This is a genomic window from Kitasatospora sp. NPDC127121 (assembly GCF_042677305.1).
Classification (GTDB): Bacteria; Actinomycetota; Actinomycetes; order Streptomycetales; family Streptomycetaceae; genus Kitasatospora.
On the sequence record NZ_JBHXTQ010000067.1, the window covers coordinates 29872 to 49199 of the forward strand.

Genomic DNA, 19328 nt, shown 5'->3' on the forward strand with positions numbered 1-19328 from the left:
CCGGACCTCTGAAGGTCCGGGGCCGCCCCGTACAAGGCTCCCGCGCCGGGCGACCGGCCGCCGTCCGGCGCCGTGTCGTGTCGTGTCGTGTCGCCCGGTGTCGTCCGGTGTCGTCCGGTCAGACGTTGACGCCGAAGTCCTGGGCGATGCCGCGCAGGCCGGAGGCGTAGCCCTGGCCGATGGCCCGGAACTTCCACTCGGCGCCGTTGCGGTACAGCTCGCCGAAGACCATCGCGGTCTCGGTGGAGGCGTCCTCGGAGAGGTCGTAGCGGGCCAGCTCCGCGTTGTCGGCCTGGTTCACCACGCGGATGAACGCGTTGCGCACCTGGCCGAAGTTCTGCCCGCGGCTCTCGGCGTCGTAGATCGAGACCGGGAAGACGATCTTCTGCACGTCCGCCGGGACGCCGGCCAGGTTGACCTTGATCGCCTCGTCGTCGCCCTCGCCCTCGCCGGTGCGGTTGTCACCGGTGTGCTCGACGGAGCCGTCCGCGCTCTTCAGGTTGTTGAAGAAGACGAAGTTCCCGTCCGAGGCGACCTTGCCCTGCTCGTTGCAGAGCAGCGCGCTGGCGTCCAGGTCGAAGTCCGTCCCGGTGGTGGTCCGGACGTCCCAGCCCAGGCCGACGACCACGGCCGAAAGCCCCGGGGCCTCCTTGGTGAGCGAGACATTGCCGCCCTTGCTCAGGCTGACACCCACTTGTCCTCCAAGAATCGGGAGGCACGCCCTGGTGCCCCCGTGGTGCGGTTCGAGGCGCCGGCCGGCGAGCGGCTCACGTGCCCCACCCGACCAACGGACCGAGCGTAGTGCGCGGTTCCCGTCCGGACGTGCGAACGGGCCCGACGCGGCTGTTCGAAGTTCGCGGGGCCGGGCCCGCGGCCACCGCCACGGGCCTCCACGCGGGGCCTCAGAGGGCGCCGAGGGCCTTCAGGTACTCCTGCTCGTCCCGGGCGTCCGGGAGGTCGTTGACGACGCTCCAGCGCACCGTGCCCGCCGTGTCGATCACGAAGGTGCCGCGCACGGGGCAGCCCTTCCGCTCGTCGAGGACGCCGTAGGCGCGGGCGATCTCGCCGTGCGGCCAGAAGTCGGCCAGCAGCGGGAACTCCAGGCCCTCGCGGTCGGCGAAGACGCGCTGGGTGAACTGCGAGTCGCAGGAGACGCCGAGCACCTGGACCCGGTCGTTCTGCAGCTGCGCCAGCTCCCGCTGGATGGCGCCGAGCTCGCCGGTGCAGACGCCGGTGAAGGAGAACGGGTAGAAGACCAGGACGACGTTCCGCTCGCCCCGGAAGTCGGAGAGGCGGACCGCTTCGCCGTGCTGGTTGTTGAGCTCGAAGTCCGGAGCCTCGGTGCCGACCTCGATGGCCATGAACGTGACCTTTCTGACGCGCCCGTGCCGCGCGGGCGGCGCGGCCAGCGCCATCCTCGCATCCGTTCGGGCACGTTCCGCCGAATGGATGAGGGCGGCACCCGCACGCTTCACCGCTTTCGCCCTGGGCGAACGCGTTTCCGGGCCGGCTCCGAGGCCGACGCGACCCCGGGTGAACACGCTCCGTGATGACACGGGCGGGCGCCGCCGCCGGTTCCGGACCCCGGAAAACGATCGGGCCCCGCTGGAGGGATCCTCCAGCGGGGCCCGGTGCGGGGCCTCAGAGCCCGCTCAGCGCTTGCCGCCCGGCTTGGCCGTGGACTTGGTGGCGAGCCGGGTGGCCGCCCAGTCCTTGGCGACCGCGATCGAGCTGGTCTGGGAGAGACCGGCGGTGCGGGCCGCGTCCGCGATGTCGGACGCCTCGACGTGGCCGTCACGCCCGGTCTTGGGCGTCAGCAGCCAGATCAGACCGCCCTCGGCCAGGTACTCCAAGGCATCGACGAGGGAGTCGGTGAGGTCCCCGTCGTCGTCGCGGTGCCACAGCAGAACGGCGTCGGCGACGTCGTCGTAGTCCTCGTCGACGAGATCCGTCCCGGTGAGCTCCTCGATGCCTTCGCGGAGATCCTGGTCAGTGTCGTCGTCGTACCCCAGCTCCTGGATGATCTGGCCTTCTTCGAAGCCGAGACGGGTCGCCGGGTTGGACTTGTCCGCGGGGTCCGCGGTCGCGCTCACGGGAATAACCTCCAGTATTCGGCCCGGCATCCATGCCGAGGCTGTGGCCGTAGTCCACACGGGCGCGGCGGTTCGCGCAAGTACCCGACCCCCGATCCCCCCCAAAGGTTGACGTGCCACAGCGGGGACACGCCGTTCGATGTGTCGGGAATCACACCGATTTGCCCTTCTCTGCATGAGACAAGGATGCTTCGGGTGGTCCCGGCCCACAGGGCGTACGGATGCCCGAGATACGAACGGCATTCGGGTCCGCGCGTGCGCGGGCGTAGAGTCTCCTGTTGGCCCTCACCCCGGCCGCCCGCCATCGGGCGGACGGGACACCAGGTCGGACCACCTCTGTACGTAGCACCCGGGGGTGTGCGGGGCGGGCGAAGTCGCCCGGACCGCGCACCGCCAGACCGTCCCGCCCACCAGGCGGAACGGTTACCGATCGGTAGAGATGACGGATCTCCGAGCGCGGTAGCACGATGGAGGCGGCGCGACACACCTCAGTTTCGACCGACAGTGAAGGAACAGCGTGGCTTCCGGATCCGATCGCAACCCGATCATCATTGGCGGCCTTCCGAGTCAGGTCCCGGACTTCGATCCCGAGGAGACCGCGGAATGGCTGGAGTCGCTTGACGCGGCCATCGACGAGCGGGGGCGCGAGCGCGCCCGCTACCTGATGCTCCGCCTGATCGAGCGCGCCCGCGAGAAGCGTGTCGCCGTGCCCGAGATGCGCAGCACGGACTACGTCAACACCATCGCGACCAAGGACGAGCCGTTCTTCCCCGGCAACGAGGAGATCGAGCGCAAGATCCTCAACGCGACCCGCTGGAACGCGGCCGTGATGGTCTCCCGGGCGCAGCGCCCGGGCATCGGCGTGGGCGGGCACATCGCCACCTTCGCCTCCTCCGCGTCGCTGTACGACGTCGGCTTCAACTACTTCTTCCGCGGCAAGGACGCCGAGGGCGAGTCCGGCGACCAGATCTTCTTCCAGGGCCACGCCTCCCCCGGCATCTACGCCCGCGCGTTCCTGCTGGACCGACTGTCCGAGCAGCAGCTCGACGCGTTCCGCCAGGAGAAGTCGAAGGCCCCGTACGGCCTCTCCAGCTACCCGCACCCGCGGCTGATGCCGGACTTCTGGGAGTTCCCGACCGTATCCATGGGCCTCGGCCCGCTCGGCGCGATCTACCAGGCCCGGATGAACCGCTACCTGGAGCACCGCGGGATCAAGGACACCTCCGACTCGCAGGTCTACGCCTTCCTCGGCGACGGCGAGATGGACGAGCCGGAGTCGCTGGGCCAGCTGTCGCTGGCCGCGCGCGAGGGCCTCGACAACCTGACCTTCGTGGTCAACTGCAACCTGCAGCGCCTGGACGGCCCGGTCCGCGGCAACGGCAAGATCATCCAGGAGCTGGAGTCCCAGTTCCGGGGCGCCGGCTGGAACGTGATCAAGCTGGTTTGGGACCGCAGCTGGGACCCGCTGCTCGCGCAGGACCGCGACGGCGTCCTGGTCAACAAGCTGAACACCACGGTGGACGGCCAGTTCCAGACCTACGCCACCGAGACCGGCCAGTACATCCGCGAGCACTTCTTCGGCAGCGACCTGCGCCTGCGCAAGATGGTCGAGAGCATGACCGACCAGCAGGTCCAGCACCTGGGTCGCGGCGGCCACGACCACAAGAAGATCTACGCGGCGTTCAAGGCGGCCCGCGAGCACCAGGGCCAGCCGACGGTCATCCTCGCCCAGACGGTCAAGGGCTGGACGCTCGGCCCCAACTTCGAGGGCCGCAACGCCACCCACCAGATGAAGAAGCTGACGGTCGAGGACCTGAAGCGCTTCCGCGACCGGCTGCACCTGCCGATCACCGACAAGCAGCTCGACGAGGGCTACCCGCCCTACTACCACCCGGGCCGCGACTCGGAAGAGATCCAGTACATGCACGACCGCCGCAGCGAGCTGGGCGGCTACGTGCCGACCCGCAAGGTGCGCCCGCGTCAGCTGGAACTGCCCGGCGACGACGCGTACAAGGCGGTCAAGAAGGGCTCCGGCAACCAGACCATCGCCACCACCATGGCGTTCGTCCGGGTGCTCAAGGACCTCATGCGGGACAAGGGCATCGGCAACCGCTTCGTGCCGATCGCGCCCGATGAGTACCGCACCTTCGGCATGGACTCGCTCTTCCCGTCGGCGAAGATCTACAACCCGCTCGGCCAGACCTACGAGTCGGTCGACCGCGACCTGCTGCTGGCCTACAAGGAGTCGCCGACCGGCCAGATGCTGCACGACGGCATCTCCGAGGCCGGCTGCACCGCCTCGCTGATCGCCGCCGGCTCCTCCTACGCCACCCACGGCGAGCCGCTGATCCCGGTGTACGTCTTCTACTCGATGTTCGGGTTCCAGCGCACCGGCGACCAGTTCTGGCAGATGGCCGACCAGCTGGCCCGCGGCTTCGTGATCGGCGCCACCGCCGGCCGCACCACGCTGACCGGCGAGGGCCTCCAGCACGCCGACGGCCACTCGCAGCTGCTGGCCTCGACCAACCCCGGCGTCGTCGCGTACGACCCGGCGTACGGCTTCGAGATCGCGCACATCGTCCAGGACGGTCTGCGGCGGATGTACGGCACCAGTGCCGAGCACCCGCACGGCGAGGACGTGTTCTACTACATGACCGTCTACAACGAGCCGATCAAGATGCCGGCCGAGCCCGAGAACGTGGACGTCGAGGGCATCCTCAAGGGTCTGCACAGGTACGCGCCGGGCACCGCCGGCCAGATCCCGGCCCAGATCCTCGCCTCCGGCGTGGCCGTGCCATGGGCCCTGGAGGCCCAGCGCATCCTCGCCGAGGAATGGAACGTCAAGGCCGACGTCTGGTCCGCGACCTCCTGGAACGAGCTGCGCCGCGACGCGGTGGAGGCCGAGGAGTTCAACCTGCTGCACCCCGAGGAGCAGCAGCGCGTGCCGTACGTCACCCAGAAGCTCCAGGGTGCCGAGGGCCCGGTCGTCGCCGTGTCCGACTGGATGCGCGCGGTGCCGGACCAGATCTCCCGCTGGGTGCCCGGTCAGTACCAGTCGCTGGGCGCCGACGGGTTCGGCTTCGCCGACACCCGTGGTGCGGCGCGTCGCTTCTTCCACATCGACCCGCAGTCGGTCGTCCTGGCGGTGCTCACCGAGCTCGCCAAGCAGGGCAAGGTCGACCGCAGTGCGCTGAAGGACGCGATCGACCGCTACCAGCTGCTCGACGTGGCCGCGGCCGACCCGGGCGCCGCCGGCGGCGACGCCTGATCACCCGCTAGACCCTGAAGGGCCGGGCCTCCGAGCACGGAGGTCCGGCCCTTCGGCGTCCCCGGGTGCAACCCGGGCAGCCCCACCCGCCCGCGGCGGCGGATGACGGCACGCAGCGGCCCCGGACTCGGTCGAGTCCGGGGCCGCTGGTCGTTGCCCGCTGGCCGCTGGCCGCTGGCCGCGCGGGGATCAGACGTGGCGCGGGATCAGATGTGGACGGCCGGGCCCGCGTCGACGGTGCCGCGGCGGGTGAGCAGGCCGAGCACCGCGGCGCCGAAGGCCACCACGGCGGCGACCGCGAAGGCGAGCGACATGCCGCTGACGAAGGAGTCGTGCACGGCGCCGGCCATCGCGTCCACCGCCTGCTGCGGGGTGCCGGCCGGGGCCGGCGGGGCGATGCCGAGCTGCGCGGCCTGCTTGAGGCCCTCGGCCTCGGCGCCCTGGACCGGCGGCAGGCCGGCCTTGGCCCAGTTGCCGGGCAGCACGTCCCCGACCTTGGCCGCCATCAGCGCACCGAGCACCGCGGTGCCGAGGCTGCCGCCGACCTGCATCGCGGCCTGCTGGAGGCCGCCGGCCACACCGGACAGCTCCAGCGGGGCGTTGCCGACGATCACCTCGGTGGCGCCGACCATGACCGGGCTGATGCCGAGGCCCATCAGGACGAACCAGAGCGACATCACGCCGGTGCCGGAGCCCGCGTCCAGGGTGGACATGCCGAACATCGCGGTGGTGGTGATCAGCATGCCGGCCACGATCGGGATCCGCGGGCCGAGCTTGCCGATCGCGATGCCCGCCACCGGCGAACCGATGATCATCATGCCGGTCATCGGCAGCAGGTGGACGCCGGCCGACACCGGCGACATCCCGTGCACGTTCTGCAAGTAGAAGGTCACGAAGAAGATCGCGCCGAAGAACGCGAAGGCCATCAGCACCATCAGCAGGGTGCCCGCCGACAGCGGCACCGAACGGAACAGGCTGAGCGGGATCAGCGGCTCCTTCGCCCGGGCCTGCCAGAACGCGAAGAGCACCATCAGGACCACCGCGCCGCCCAGGAACAGCAGCGTGCGGGCGTCGCCCCAACCCCACTCGGGGGCCTTGATGATGCCGAAGACCAGCGCGAACATCGCCACCGAGAGCAGCGCGATCCCGGGCAGGTCGAAGGACTTGGCGGCCTTCTCGGCCCGTACGTCCTTGAGGATCCACAGGCCGAGGCCGAGCGCGATCAGGCCGACCGGGATGTTGATGAAGAAGACCGACTCCCAGTTGACGTGCTCGACCAGCAGGCCGCCGACGATCGGGCCGGCCGCGGTGGAGGCGCCGATCACGCCGCCCCAGATGCCGATCGCCATGTTGAGCTTCTCGGCCGGGAAGGCGCCGCGCAGCAGACCGAGCGCGGCCGGCTGGAGCAGCGCGCCGAACAGGCCCTGGAGCACCCGGAAGGCGATCACGGTCTGGATGTTGCCGGCGAAGCCGATCGCGGCCGAGGTGGCGGCGAAGCCGACGGCGCCGACCAGGAAGGTGTTCTTGTGGCCGAACCGGTCGCCGATCTTGCCGGCCGTGATCAGGAAGACCGCCAGGGCCAGCAGGTAGCCGCTGGTCACCCACTGGATCTCGGAGGGCGCGGCCTTCAGGTCCGCCTGGATGACGGGGTTGGCGATGGCGACGATCGTGCCGTCCAGGGCGACCATCATCACGCCGACCGCGACGGTCAGCAGGGTCAGCCAGGGGTGCCCCTTGAGCCCTCCCCCGCCCGGTGGCGTGCGCTGCGGCGGGACGTCCGCCTTGGCGTTCTTGACGACGGACTGGCTCATCTGGGGCCCTCCGGGGGCGTGGCAGAGAACGGAACGTGGGCGTGGCGCCGCGACCCACCCGTCCCCACGAGTGCCCGGTCGGCGAGCGCCACTTCCGGCAGATTATGTCAGCCACTGACATTCGGCAAACACTGACTTCTGGCTCTAGCTGACATTTGTCAGAGCGCTAAGGTTGTGCTCCTCACCCCACCCGCACGCGCTCGGAAGGCCCCGCCATGGCCGCTCGCACCCCCACCCCCACCGCCGCCCCGGGCACCCCCGAACGGCTGCCAGGGCTGCGCGAGCGCAAGAAGCAGCAGACCAGGGACGCCCTCGTCCAAGCCGCCCACGTGCTCTTCCTCGGCCAGGGCTTCGCCCGCACCACCGTCGACGAGATCGCCTCCGCCGTCGAGGTCTCCCAGCGCACCTTCTTCCGCTACTTCGCCAACAAGGACGAGGTCGCGCTCGCCGTGATGGCCGACGCCGAGGACTACTTCATCGAGTGCCTGTGCCGCCGCCCGGCCCACGAGTCCCCGCTCCAGGCCCTGCGCGCCGCGATCGTCCAGTCCTGGCGCGAACTCGGCGCCGAACACCGCAGCGGCCCCCGCTCGATCACCACCGCCCTCGAACTGATGCGGATGATCGAGGAGGCCCCCACCCTGCTCGCCACCCACCTGCGCCGGGTCACCGAGCAGGAACGGGTGGTCGTCCGGGTAATCGCCGAACGCGAGGGCCTCGACCCGGCCGAGGACCTGCGCCCCACCGTGCTCGCCGCCGTCTTCGGCAGCGTGCTGCGCGCCGCCCACCTGTCCTGGACCCCCGACCAGGAGCCCGCCGGGCCCGAGGGCATGGTCGCCGTCATCGAGCGCCACTTCGACCAGCTCGGCCCGGCCCTGGCCGGCCACTGGCGCACCGGCCCGCAGTAGCACCGGCCGCGCGGTAGTGCCGGCCCGCAGCAATACGGGCCCGCAGTAGTACCGCGGGCACCGCTCCCGGCCCCGGAACCGTGCCGGGAGCAGTAGTACCCGGGTAGCACCCCCTACCCCGGTAGCACTCCGATGTTCGACCCCAGTGCGACGACGGGCGGTCGGCACCCTCTTAGGCTGGCCCGCGATGAAGACGATCACCACGACCGAAGTCCGCGCGCAGGCCCTCCGGCTGCTCCGCTCGCTCCGGCACCACCTCACCACCCCGACCGGCGGGTCCACCCCGCTGCTCGGGGACTCGCCCCGGGCCTGGCTGCGCCGACTGCCGTACGTCGTCGCGCTGATCATGCAGGCCTCGCTGATCCCCACCGGGATCGTCGCCCTGGTCGACTTCTACGGCGTCGCCGTGCCCATCGCCGGCGCGCTCACCATCGCCCAGACCGCGCCGCTGCTGCTCGCCATCACCCGGCCGCTGGCCGCCTGGTGGATCAGCGCGGCCACCCTCGTCACCACGGCCTCCATCACCGCCCGGCACCACCAGCTCGGCGGCACCTGGCCGTGGACGGCGCCGATGATCCTGGCGTACGTCTTCCTGCTGATCGCGCTCGCGCTGCGGGAGAGCCGGGCCACCCTGATCGCGGTCTGGATCGCCACGATCCTGCTCACCCTCCTCACCACCACGCTCGGCTTCCCGCACGCCGACGACGGCACCACCATGCTGCTGGTCGCCCTCGGCGGCGCCGCCCTGCTGCTCGGCTGGGCCGTCCAGGACCGCGCCGAGGCCCGCCGGCTGCTCGCCGAACAGGAGCACATCAGCGAGGCCGAACGCGAGCGGCGCACCCTGCTGGAGGAGCGCGCCCGGATCGCGAGGGAACTGCACGACGTGGTCGCCCACCACATGTCGGTGATCGCCGTGCAGGCGGCCAGCGCGCCGTACCGGATCACCGGCGTACCGGACGCGGCCACCGAGGAGTTCACCGCCATCGCCGGCACCGCCCGCGAGTCGCTGACCGAGATGCGCCGACTGCTGGGCGTGCTGCGCAGCGAGGAGTCCGCCGCCGAGAAGGTGCCGCAGCCCGGGATCGAGCAACTGCCGCAGCTGATCGAGACGGTGGGACGGGCCGGGGTCCCGGCCGAACTGACGGTGGATCCGGGGCTGGCCGAGGCGGTGCCGAAGGCGGTCGCCCTGTCCGCGTACCGGATCGTGCAGGAGGCGCTGGCCAACGTGGTGCGCCACGCGCCCGGCTCGCGGGCCCGGATATCCCTGGTCGACGAGGGCGCCACCCTGCTGCTGACCGTGGTGAACACGCCCCCGCCCCAGCACACCGAGTCGCTGGAGGCCTCCATGGAGGGCACCGGACAGGGGCTGATCGGAATGCGGGAACGCGCCCGGCTGGTCGGTGGCAGGCTGGAGACCGGCCCGATGCCGGACGGCGGCTACAAGGTCGCCGCCGTCCTGCCCCTCGAAACCCCCCGGGAGAAGCCCGCATGACCATCCGCGTGATCATCGTCGACGACCAGGCCATGGTGCGGGCCGGCTTCGCCGCCCTGCTCAACGCCCAGAGCGACATCGACGTGGTGGGGGACGCGGCCGACGGCGCGCAGGCCCTGGAGGTGAGCGGCCGCACCCACCCGGACCTGGTGCTGATGGACGTCCGCATGCCCGTCATGGACGGCCTGGAGGCCGCCCGCCGACTGCTCGACCCCGCCGTCCCCGGCGCGCACCGGCCCAAGGTGATGATGCTGACCACCTTCGACGTGGACGACTACGTGTACGAGGCGCTGCGCGCCGGGGCCAGCGGCTTCCTGCTCAAGGACGCCCCGCCGGCCGACCTGATCTCCGCGGTCCGGGTGGTCTCGGCCGGCGAGGCGCTGCTCGCCCCCTCGGTGACCCGCCGGCTGATCGAGGACTTCGCCCGCAACCGGCCGGCCCGGCGGCGCGACCCCAAACTGCGGCTCAACGGCCTCACCCCGCGTGAGACCGAGGTGCTGGAGCTGATCGCCCGCGGCCTGTCCAACCAGGAGATAGCCGGCCGGCTGGTCCTGGCCGAGCAGACCGTCAAGACCCACATCGGGCGCATCCTCGCCAAGCTCGACCTGCGCGACCGCGCCCAGGCCGTCGTCCTCGCCTACGAGTCCGGCCTCGTGACGCCCGGCCAGTGACGCCGGTCCGGTGACCCTCGGCGGCTCCAGCCCGACGGCTCCGGTCCGGAGACACCCCCCGTGGTACCCCGAGCGATACCCCGAGTAGTACCCCGGTAGCACCCGGGAGTTGGCCCCGCGGTGTGACGTCCGCGGGGCCGTCGCATTTCTACCTTCCTTTCCGTCGAAGTCGAACGGATCAGGGAGGGGCCGGACATGGGGAAGTTTCGGGTCAAGAGAGCCATCGCGGCCAGTACGGTGATGCTGGCCGCGGTGCTCGGTCTCGGCGGCTTCTCCACGGACGCCCAACAGGCCGTCACCGGCCCGCCCCCGGGCAGCGCCGCCTGGGTGGCCGACACCGCGTTCGGCCTCCACCCGCCCGACCCGGCCACCGCCACCCCAGCCGAAGTCGCCGCGTTCTTCGCCGAGTTGACGCCCGCGCAGCAGGACGCGCTGGCCGTCCGGCACCCGCTGGTGGTCGGCAACCTGGACGGCGCCCCGGTCCAACTCCGGTACCGGGCCAACACGCTGGCCCTCACCGCGGAGCTCGGCCGCGAACTCGCCCGGGCCACCGACCCGGCGCTCACCCCGCAGGACCACGAGCAGGCCCGCACCCGCGCCGAGCGCTACCGCGCCCTGCTGGACGGCGACCGCCGGATCCTCGTCTTCGACCCGCGCGATCGCGGCGAGGTCGCCGAGGTCTTCGGCGACCTCGCCACCGCCCGCCACACCGCCGTCGTCGTCCCCGGCTCGGACAACGACCTGGAGAACTTCGACCGCTCCCCCGGCTCGTACGGCACCCCCGCCGGCATGGCCCGCTCGCTCCACCGGGCCACCGACCGGCAGAGCGCCGTGATCGCCTGGACCGGCTACACCACCCCGGTCGGGATCGGCCTGGGCGCCGCCACCGAGGACCTGGCCCGGGCCGGGGCCACGCGGCTCACCCGGCTGCTCGACGGACTCGCCGTCACCACCCGCCCGCAGGCCCCGGCCACGGTGTTCTGCCACAGCTACGGCTCGGTGGTCTGCGGGCTGGCCCGCCCCGGGCCCGACCAGGCCTCCGGCGTGGTCGTCCTCGGCTCGCCCGGGATGGGCGTCGGCTCGGCCGCCGCCCTCGACCCGCGCGTCCCGCTCTGGGCCACCGCCCGCAACGACTCCGACTGGATCGGCCGGGTCCCCTACGTCTCGGTGCTCGGCCTCGGCCACGGCGCCGACCCGACCGCCCCCGGCTTCGGCGCCCACCCGCTGCCCGCCACCGGATCCGAGGGCCACGCCGGCTACTTCGCCCCCGGCACCGCCTCGCTCACCGCCTTCGCCGCCATCGCCCTCGGCCTCGACCGCTAACCGCTGACCGCCTCACCGAAAGGAGCACCGCCATGGCCCACCCGCTGACCGCCCTGCGCCGCGCCGCCCACCAGGTCGACGCCCGCACCCCCGAGACCCGCGACCGCGCCCTGGACGGGCTGCGCGCCCTCGCCCTGCTCGCCGTGCCGGTCGGGCACTGGCTGCTCGGCGGCTTCACGCTCTCCGCCGACGGCGCCCTGCACAACGCGAGCCCGCTCTCCTCGCTCGGCGGCCTCGCCCCGATCAGCTGGGTGCTCCAGATGCTCGGGGTGTTCTTCCTGGTCGGCGGCCACTCCTCGGTCCAGTCGCTGGAGCGGGCCCGGGCCAAGGGCGTGACGTACCTGGGCTGGCTGCGCGGCCGATCGGTGCGGCTGCTGCGCCCGGTGCTGGGGGTGACGGCCGTCTGGGCGCTGCTGATCGCGCTGCTGCCCGCGCTCGGCGTCCCCGGGGACACCGTGCGGACCGGCGCGACGCTGGTGGTGCAGCCGCTCTGGTACATCGCGGTCTACCTGGGGCTGACCGCACTCACCCCGCTGTGCGTGGCGGCCGGGCGCCGGCTGGGCGGCTGGTCGGCGGGCGTCCTGGTGGCCGCCGTCGCCGCCGTCGACCTGCTGCGGTACGGGCCGTGGGCGGAGGCGGTGCCGTCCTGGGTCGGGCTGTTGAACATCCTGCCGGGCTGGCTGTTCGGCTACCAGCTGGGCGTGCTGTGGGCGCAGGGCCGGCTCGGCCGCCCGGTGGCCCGGGTGCTGCTGGTCGGCGGCGGCGCGCTGTTCGCCACGCTGCTGCTGGCGTTCCACTACCCGGCCAGCATGGTCGGGGTGCCCGGGATGGAGCGGACCAACTCGCACCCGCCGTCCCTGCTGGTGCTGGCCCTGGCGGCGACGCAGTGCGGCGCCGCGGTGCTGCTGCGGGATCGGCTGGGCCGGCTGCTGACCCGCCGTCCGCTGCTGTGGCTGCCGGTGGTGGCGGTCAACCTCTCGGCGATGACGATCTTCTGCTGGCACCAGAGCGCGATGCTCGCGGTGGCGGTGCCCGGCGCGGCCGGACTGGGCGCCGTGCCGGGGCTGACCACCGCGCCGGACTCGATCGGCTGGGTGGCCGTCCGGGTGGCGCTGCTTCCGCTGTTCGGGGCCGTGCTGGTGGCGATCGGGTGGTTCACCCGGCGGTTCGACGGGCCGTGGACGGCCTTCTCCCGGGCCGGGAAGGCGCTGGCCGCGGCGGGTGCGGCGCTGTTCGCCGCGTACGCGCTGGGCATGGTGTGACCTGCGCCGGAGAGTGAGGCACCGGAGGGGCGCGGACCGATCGGTCCGCGCCCCTTCGGCCGTTCCGGGGCCGGTCCACGGCCACTCCGGGGCCGCCCGTCACAGGGGTCCGCAGCGGGATGCATCCGCATGCGAACCACCACGCACTGTGATCTCCTGTGACGGTCGGCGACCATCGCTGGACCGCGCCCGCCCACGGCCCCTCCGTCCGCATTCGCCACCCTCCCCGCCCACCCCCTCCCCGAGGAGATCCATGTCCCCGTCCGCACCGCAGCCACGGCGCCGGGCCCGCCGCCGGCTGTCGGCCACCGCCGTGGTATGCGCGGTGACCACCGGCACCCTGCTCGCCGCCGTCGGCCCGGCCACCGCCCACGGCGGGCCGGCCACCCCCGGCCAGAACGACCTCACCCCGCACATCGCCTCACCCCGGGTGATGGCCGAGATGCGGGACGACGAGGTCGCCGCGCTCGGCCCCGAGCACGCCGAGGAGCACGCCCGGGCCCGCGCCGCCATCCGCGGCATCGGCGACTACCCGCAGACCACCCGCACCAACCGGTACAACGCCCTGACGGCCTCCCAGGCCAGCACCAACGCCGGCTTCGACCCGGCGGTGTTCGGCACGTTCAAGGAGTACTTCTCCTCCCCCGACTTCGGCGACCACGTCGCGCTGCTGCCGACCGGCAAGGTGCTGCTGTTCTCCTTCGAGCGGATCGAGTCCAACCCGGAGAAGGAACCCGCCCCCACCCAGACCACCGGCAAGGAGAACGCCGGCCGGGCCTTCCTCTGGGACCCGGCCAAGGGCACCGGCAAGGACGCCTTCAAACAGGTCACCCCGCCGGTCTCCGACATGCCGGACGGCCTCAACGAGCCCCGCCCGGTGCCGTTCTTCTGCTCCGGCCACTCCTTCCTGCCCAACGGCATGCTCGGCGTCTTCGGCGGGAACCTCGGCGGCAACGGCGGCACCGGCGCCAAGCTGTCGCTGGTCTTCGACCCGTGGACCGAGACCTGGACCCGCAACCCCGACATGTCGGTCGGCCGCTGGTACCCCTCGGTGGTGACCGGCGCCGACGGCCGGCAGCTGATCATGTCCGGCCAGTCCGAACTCGGCCACGGCACCCCGACCCCGGTGGTCGAGCGCTTCCCCGCCAAGGGCTTCCCCGTCCCCCAGGGCAAGAACGACACCCCGAAGAACACCCCGGTGGAGCGCTTCAAGGCCGACGCCCCGTTCACCACGGACTACCCGCACCTGTTCTCGCTCAACGACGGCAACGTCTACGGCTTCGGCCGCCAGCCCACCGAGCAGTGGAGGTTCGACCCGGTCGCCGAGTCCCGCAGCGACCTCACCGCCCGCCCGGACGGCCGCCCGCGCAACTACGGCTCCGCGGTCATGCTGCCCGGCGGCGTCAACGGCCCGGACTCCGCCCTGATCCTCGGCGGCGACCGCGACAACCCGAGCACCCTGCGCTTCTCCAACGGCAGTTGGACCGCCGAGAAGTCCCGCGCCTTCGGCCGCACCCAGGACGACACCCTCCTGCTGCCCAACGGCCGGCTGATGACCGTCAACGGCGCGTACGACATCCGCGACTACGGCAACGGCCCGTACAACCCCAACGCCGACCTCAAGTACCGCCAGGTCGAACTGCGCGACGACCAGGGCAACTGGAAGCTCGGCCCGGTCCAGCGGCTCCCGCGCGGCTACCACTCCAACGCCGTGGTCCTGCCCGACGGGCGCGTGATGGTGACCGGCGACGAGCTCCAGCAGCTCGCCAACAACCCGGACGTCAACGGCACGGTGAGCGGCATCCCCGGCACGACGGGGCCCGTCACCATGAACGGCACCATCGAGATCTACGAGCCCGCCTACCTGAGCCAGGGCAACCGGCCCCAGCTGGACCGGGCGCCGACCACCCCGGTCGGCTACGACAAGAAGTTCACCGTCACCAGCACCACCCCGGGGCTCGCCGCCAAGGCCGTCCTGCTGGCGCCGACCACCTCGACCCACTCGGTCAACACCAGCCAGCGCCACATCGAGCTGCGGCTCACCAGCCGGGCCGGCAACCGGCTGGAGTTCCAGGCCCCGCCGGACGCCAAGGCCGCGCCGCCCGGCTGGTACATGCTCTTCCTGCTCAACGACCAGGGCGTGCCCAGCGTCGCGCAGTGGGTCCAGCTCAGCTCCTCGGCCTGATCCCCGAACCGCCCCCCAGCGAAGGAAAGACCCACCCATGAGCACCCCCACGGCCACCGACCTGCGGCTGCGCCAGAGCGACGAGATCCAGGGCGACATCCTGGCCGGCTTCCGGAAGGACAACGTCAGCGTCCTGTTCCTCAAGTTCGAGGACGCGGCGCGCGCCCGCGACTGGCTGCGCCGGCTGGTCCCGCAGATCGCCACCACCCGCCAGGTCGCCACGTTCAACGAGGCGTTCAGCGAGGCCAGGAGCGCCTCCGGCGGCGACGACCCCAAGTCACTGACGGCCACCTGGCTGGGCGTCAGCTTCACCTACGAGGGCATGCGGATGCTCTCCGCCACCGACCCGTTCGCGCAGGCCCCGCCGATCGGCAGCGGCCTGGAGGCGTTCAAGGAGGGCTCGGCGCAGCGGGCCGGCGCACTCGGCGACAGCGGCGACAACTCCCCGGAGAACTGGCTGTTCGGCAACGGCAGGAACCAGCCGGTCCACGCGCTGCTGAAGATCTCCGCGGACAGCGAGAAGGACCTCCAGGCGGCCATCGAGGCCCAGCGCATCGCGGCCGCCGAGGCCCGGGTCCTGATCGCCTACCAGCAGAACGCCCAGACCCTGCTGGGCAGCCGCCGCGGCAAGGAGCACTTCGGTTTCAAGGACGGCATCAGCGAGCCCGGCGTGCGCTTCTTCGACCGGCCGGACCCGAACAACCCGGACGAGGTCGAGGGCCACCGGGGCACCCGGATCATCCCGGCCGGCGAGTTCATCTGCGGCGAGGACAACGACCCGTTCAGCTTTCCCAAGGACCAGTACCCGGACTGGACGCGCAACGGCTCCTTCCAGGTGGTCCGCCGGCTCGCCCAGGACGTCCCCGGCTGGTGGTCGCAGGTCTCGGTCAAGCTCCAGGAGCTGCGGCTGGCCAAGGCCGTCCCGGACAACGCCACCACCGAGTGGCTGGCCGCCCGGATGGTCGGCCGCTGGCGCTCCGGCGCCCCGGTCTGCAAGCACCAGGACCGGGACACCCCGAACGACCCGACCTCCTCCAACGACAACGACTTCGACTTCCGGGACGACCTGGAGGGCCTGGTCACGCCGCTCTGGTCGCACCTGCGCAAGACCAGCCCGCGCGCCGCCCTCCAGGAGGACCCGAGCCACCCGCCGTTCGACCCGAACGCCCTCGACGGCCGTCGGATCATGCGCCGCGGCACCCCGTACGGCTCGCCGTTCGACCCGGCCTCGGAGGGCCCGGGCGGCCCCGACGACCCGCGCGGCCTGCTGTTCATCTGCTACCAGGCGGACATCGCCCGGCAGTTCGAGTTCATCCAGGCCGACTGGATGGACCAGCCGGACTTCCCGCCCAAGCGCAACCCGGTGCCCGGCAAGGACCCGGTCACCCAGGAGGCCCCGGACGTCGACTTCGAGAGCCGGGATCCGGACGGCACGGTCAAGCACACCCTGCTGAGCTTCCAGCAGTTCGTCCGGACCACCGGATCGGTGTACGCCTTCATGCCGTCCGTCAGCACCCTGAAGGCGCTCTGCGACGGGCGGCTCACCGGCGGGTCCGGCCAGACCACCGGCCAGACCACCGGGCAGACCCAGCAGGGCGGCGGCGGCCAGGCCGCCTCCGGCAAGGCGTACCCCTGCGACGAGTTCCTCGCCGTCCCGGACCAGCAGCGCAGGGGCGGCCAGAGCCAGTACTGGGTGTTCCACGCCGACCGGTGCCGCCGGATCTCGGTGGCCGACGGCTCCGCCCACACCGACCGTATGGTCGACGGCGACACCGGGCTGACGGCCTGGACGTGTCTGCAGGGCGTCGGGCGGGTCGACTGCGTCCTGCCGATGCCCGACCTCCAGAACCCGGACGGCAAGAGCTGGTACTGGGTGTTCCACAGCACCGCCGGCCGCCAGCAGTACCGGGCCGTCTCGATCACCTGCGGCGGCGGATCCACGACCAGCGCCGTGGAGCGCCAGGACCGCGACCTCGGCGCCTGGAACTCGCTGGGCGGCGTCGACCGGATGGACTGCTTCCTGCCCGTCCCCGACCAGCAGCGGGTCGGCGGCAAGAGCTGGTACTGGGCGTTCCACACCACCGGCGGCCGCCAGCGCTACCGGCTGGTCTCGGTGGCCGACGGTGCCGCGCACACCGACGTGTGCGAGCGCACCGACCGCGAACTCTCCCAGTGGGGCTCGCTGAACGGCCTGAGCCGGGTGGACTGCTTCCTGCCCGTCCCGGACTGCCAGCGGGTCGGCGGCCGGAGCGAGTTCTGGTGCTTCTCCGGCCAGAGCTACCGCCGGATCTCGATCGCCGACGGCAGCGGCCACCCGGACCGGCTGGTCTCCGGCGACCGCTCCTGCGACGCCTGGTCCTCGCTGCTCTGAACCGCCCGGCCCGGGCCACCCGCCCCCACCCGCCCCCCCGGTGCGCCCCGCGTGCACCGGGGGGCGCGCTGTCGGTCCCCTGCCCTACGCTGCGGGCATGGTGACGTTCGAGGAGTTCCGCGCGATGGCGCTCGCCCTGCCGGAGGCCGCACAGGAGCCGACCTGGGACATCGAGACCCTGCGGATCCGCGGCCGGATCTTCGCGATGGGCGCGCCCGAGGGCCGTTCCGCCACCGTCAAGGCCTCCCCCGAGGACCAGGCCGAACTGCTCGCCGCCGAGCCCGAGGTGTTCTCCAGCGCGCCGTACGTCGGGCGGCACGGCTGGGTGAGCGTCCAGCTGGACCTGGTCGATCCGGAGGAGCTGCGCGACCTCGTCGTCGAGGCCTGGCGGCGCACGGCGCCCAAGCGGATGGTGCGCGAATTCGACGTGCGGGCCACTCTGTGACGCTGAAACGACACCGCCGGTTCATGTGAGCCATCCCACAGTTTGGGCGGGCGCGTCACCTCTCCGGGCACCCTACGCTTGCGCAGGGAAGCAGGCAGTCTCATCGCACCTCCGGGCACCGCCCGAGAAACGGTGACGGGCCCTAAGGGAGTTGGTGCGGTGCGCAACCGTCGGCGCTGGAAGCGGGTACTGATCGGGGCGTTCGCGGGCTGTGCCGTGCTCGCCGACGCCGGCGCCGCGGCGGCCCAGGCGGCCGCCTCCACCGAGCAGCTGGCGATCTCCACACCCCCGGCCGGCAGCGCCGCCTGGGTCCAGGACCACAGCTTCGACCGCACCCTGCCCGACCCGGCCACCACCACCCCGGCCGCCGCCGCCGCGTTCTTCGCCTCGCTCGCCCCCACCGAGCTGGACCGGCTGATCCGGGACTACCCGCTGGTCGTCGGCAACTTCGACGGCGCCCCGCTGGACCTGCGCTACCGCGCCAACAAGATCGCGCTGGCCGCCGAACGCGACAGCGCCCGGGCCCGCGCCGCCGACCACAAGCTCGACGCCGACACCCGCGAGCTGGCCGTCTCCCGCGCCAACGACGTCGAGCACCTGCTCGGCCCCGACCGGCAGATCCTCGCCTTCGACCCGCGCGGCCGCGGCCTGATCACCGAGGTGTGGGGCGACCTCGCCGACGCCGAGCGGATCTCCGTCGTCGTCCCCGGCTCGGACGCCGACCTCGGCCACTTCGACCAGGCCCCCGAACCGCTGCGCTCCCCGGCCGGCATGGCCCGCGCCCTGCACACCGAGGAGCAGCGGCAGGCGCCGAACACCCGCACCGCGGTGATCGCCTGGACCGGCTACGTCACCCCGTCCGGCCTCGGCCCGGACGCCGTCACCTCCCGGCTCGCCGACGTCGGCGCGCCCCGGCTGCAGCGGCTGCTCGCCGGGCTCAAGGAGACCACCCGGCCGGACGCGCCCCCGGCCCTGCTCTGCCACTCGTACGGCTCCGTGGTCTGCGGCAACGCCGCCCCCGAGATCCCGCGCGCGGCCGCCTCGCCCTCCGACACCTCCGGGATCACCGACCTGATGGTGTTCGGCAGCCCCGGCATGGGCGTGCAGAGCACCAGCGAGCTGGGCACCGGCGTGCACGTCTGGGCCACCCGCAACCCCACCGACTGGATCGGCAACGTCCCGTACCTGGAGGTCGGCGGCCTCGGCCACGGCGCCGACCCGACCGCCGGCGGCTTCGGCGCCGAGCAGATCTCCTCGGCCCGAGCGGCCGGCCACAACGGCTACTTCACCGAGGGCACCGACAGCCTGCACAACTTCGCGGCGATCTCGCTCGGCCACTACCAGGACGTCGTCCGCCCCGCCCCGAACTCCTAGGGCGTGTCTTCAAACTCCCGCCTGCGTGGCGGCGTTGGGGCACGCACCTCGCCGCGTTGTCGTCAGTCGCCGATGGCCCCCAGCCTTCGGCCGGGAGGTGCCCCCACCGCATGGACTCCCTCCTCCGC

Annotated in this window: 14 protein-coding genes; 10 read left to right on the forward strand and 4 right to left on the reverse strand. The window is 72.4% G+C overall.

Annotation, left to right across the window (positions count from 1 at the left end; translation table 11 throughout):
• Positions 1–118 precede the first annotated feature (118 nt).
• The 3 genes from ACFVHI_RS27615 to ACFVHI_RS27625 form a co-directional block, all read right to left on the reverse strand.
• Positions 119–694, reverse strand: coding sequence for a TerD family protein (locus tag ACFVHI_RS27615; protein WP_063347440.1), 576 nt, complete (start codon positions 692–694; stop codon positions 119–121).
• Between the two features lie 208 nt (positions 695–902).
• Positions 903–1361, reverse strand: coding sequence for a peroxiredoxin (locus ACFVHI_RS27620; RefSeq protein WP_380343792.1), 459 nt, complete (start codon positions 1359–1361; stop codon positions 903–905).
• Between the two features lie 291 nt (positions 1362–1652).
• Positions 1653–2093 (reverse strand): DUF3052 domain-containing protein, encoded by a 441-nt coding sequence (locus tag ACFVHI_RS27625; RefSeq protein ID WP_063347441.1) that lies wholly within the window; start codon positions 2091–2093, stop codon positions 1653–1655.
• Positions 2094–2610: 517 nt separating this feature from the next.
• Between ACFVHI_RS27625 and aceE the strand changes: the two genes are divergently transcribed.
• Positions 2611–5361, forward strand: a complete 2751-nt coding sequence (aceE, locus tag ACFVHI_RS27630; RefSeq protein ID WP_380343795.1) for a pyruvate dehydrogenase (acetyl-transferring), homodimeric type — start codon at positions 2611–2613, stop codon at positions 5359–5361.
• Positions 5362–5567: 206 nt separating this feature from the next.
• On the opposite strand, the gene ACFVHI_RS27635 is transcribed toward aceE, so the two are convergent.
• On the reverse strand, positions 5568–7172 hold the full coding sequence (locus tag ACFVHI_RS27635) for an MFS transporter (RefSeq protein WP_063347443.1): 1605 nt from the start codon (positions 7170–7172) through the stop codon (positions 5568–5570).
• 215 nt (positions 7173–7387) lie between these two features.
• On the opposite strand from ACFVHI_RS27635, the gene ACFVHI_RS27640 reads away from it, so the two are divergent.
• From ACFVHI_RS27640 to ACFVHI_RS27680, 9 genes are all read left to right on the forward strand, one after another.
• A complete protein-coding gene (locus ACFVHI_RS27640) occupies positions 7388–8077 on the forward strand; it encodes a TetR/AcrR family transcriptional regulator (RefSeq protein ID WP_380343798.1) in 690 nt (229 codons plus the stop codon).
• A 187-nt stretch (positions 8078–8264) separates the two neighbouring features.
• On the forward strand, positions 8265–9569 hold the full coding sequence (locus tag ACFVHI_RS27645; protein ID WP_380343801.1) for a sensor histidine kinase: 1305 nt from the start codon (positions 8265–8267) through the stop codon (positions 9567–9569).
• Positions 9566–10240: a response regulator transcription factor gene (locus tag ACFVHI_RS27650; RefSeq protein WP_063347446.1), complete on the forward strand. Its 675-nt coding sequence runs from the start codon at positions 9566–9568 to the stop codon at positions 10238–10240. Before ACFVHI_RS27645 ends, ACFVHI_RS27650 begins: the two co-directional genes overlap by 4 nt.
• A gap of 195 nt (positions 10241–10435) precedes the next feature.
• Positions 10436–11563 (forward strand): alpha/beta hydrolase, encoded by a 1128-nt coding sequence (locus ACFVHI_RS27655; RefSeq protein ID WP_380343804.1) that lies wholly within the window; start codon positions 10436–10438, stop codon positions 11561–11563.
• 32 nt (positions 11564–11595) lie between these two features.
• Entirely contained in the window at positions 11596–12825 is a 1230-nt protein-coding gene (locus ACFVHI_RS27660; protein WP_380343806.1) for an acyltransferase, read from the forward strand.
• Positions 12826–13078: 253 nt separating this feature from the next.
• Entirely contained in the window at positions 13079–15010 is a 1932-nt protein-coding gene (locus tag ACFVHI_RS27665; RefSeq protein ID WP_380343809.1) for a galactose oxidase-like domain-containing protein, read from the forward strand.
• Positions 15011–15047: 37 nt separating this feature from the next.
• Entirely contained in the window at positions 15048–17381 is a 2334-nt protein-coding gene (locus tag ACFVHI_RS27670) for a Dyp-type peroxidase (RefSeq protein ID WP_380343811.1), read from the forward strand.
• A gap of 97 nt (positions 17382–17478) precedes the next feature.
• Positions 17479–17826 carry an MmcQ/YjbR family DNA-binding protein gene (locus ACFVHI_RS27675; RefSeq protein WP_380343813.1) on the forward strand — a complete coding sequence of 116 codons (348 nt, stop codon included), beginning with the start codon at positions 17479–17481 and terminating at the stop codon, positions 17824–17826.
• 159 nt (positions 17827–17985) lie between these two features.
• Entirely contained in the window at positions 17986–19200 is a 1215-nt protein-coding gene (locus ACFVHI_RS27680) for an alpha/beta hydrolase (protein WP_244293345.1), read from the forward strand.
• The last annotated feature ends 128 nt before the right edge of the window (positions 19201–19328 follow it).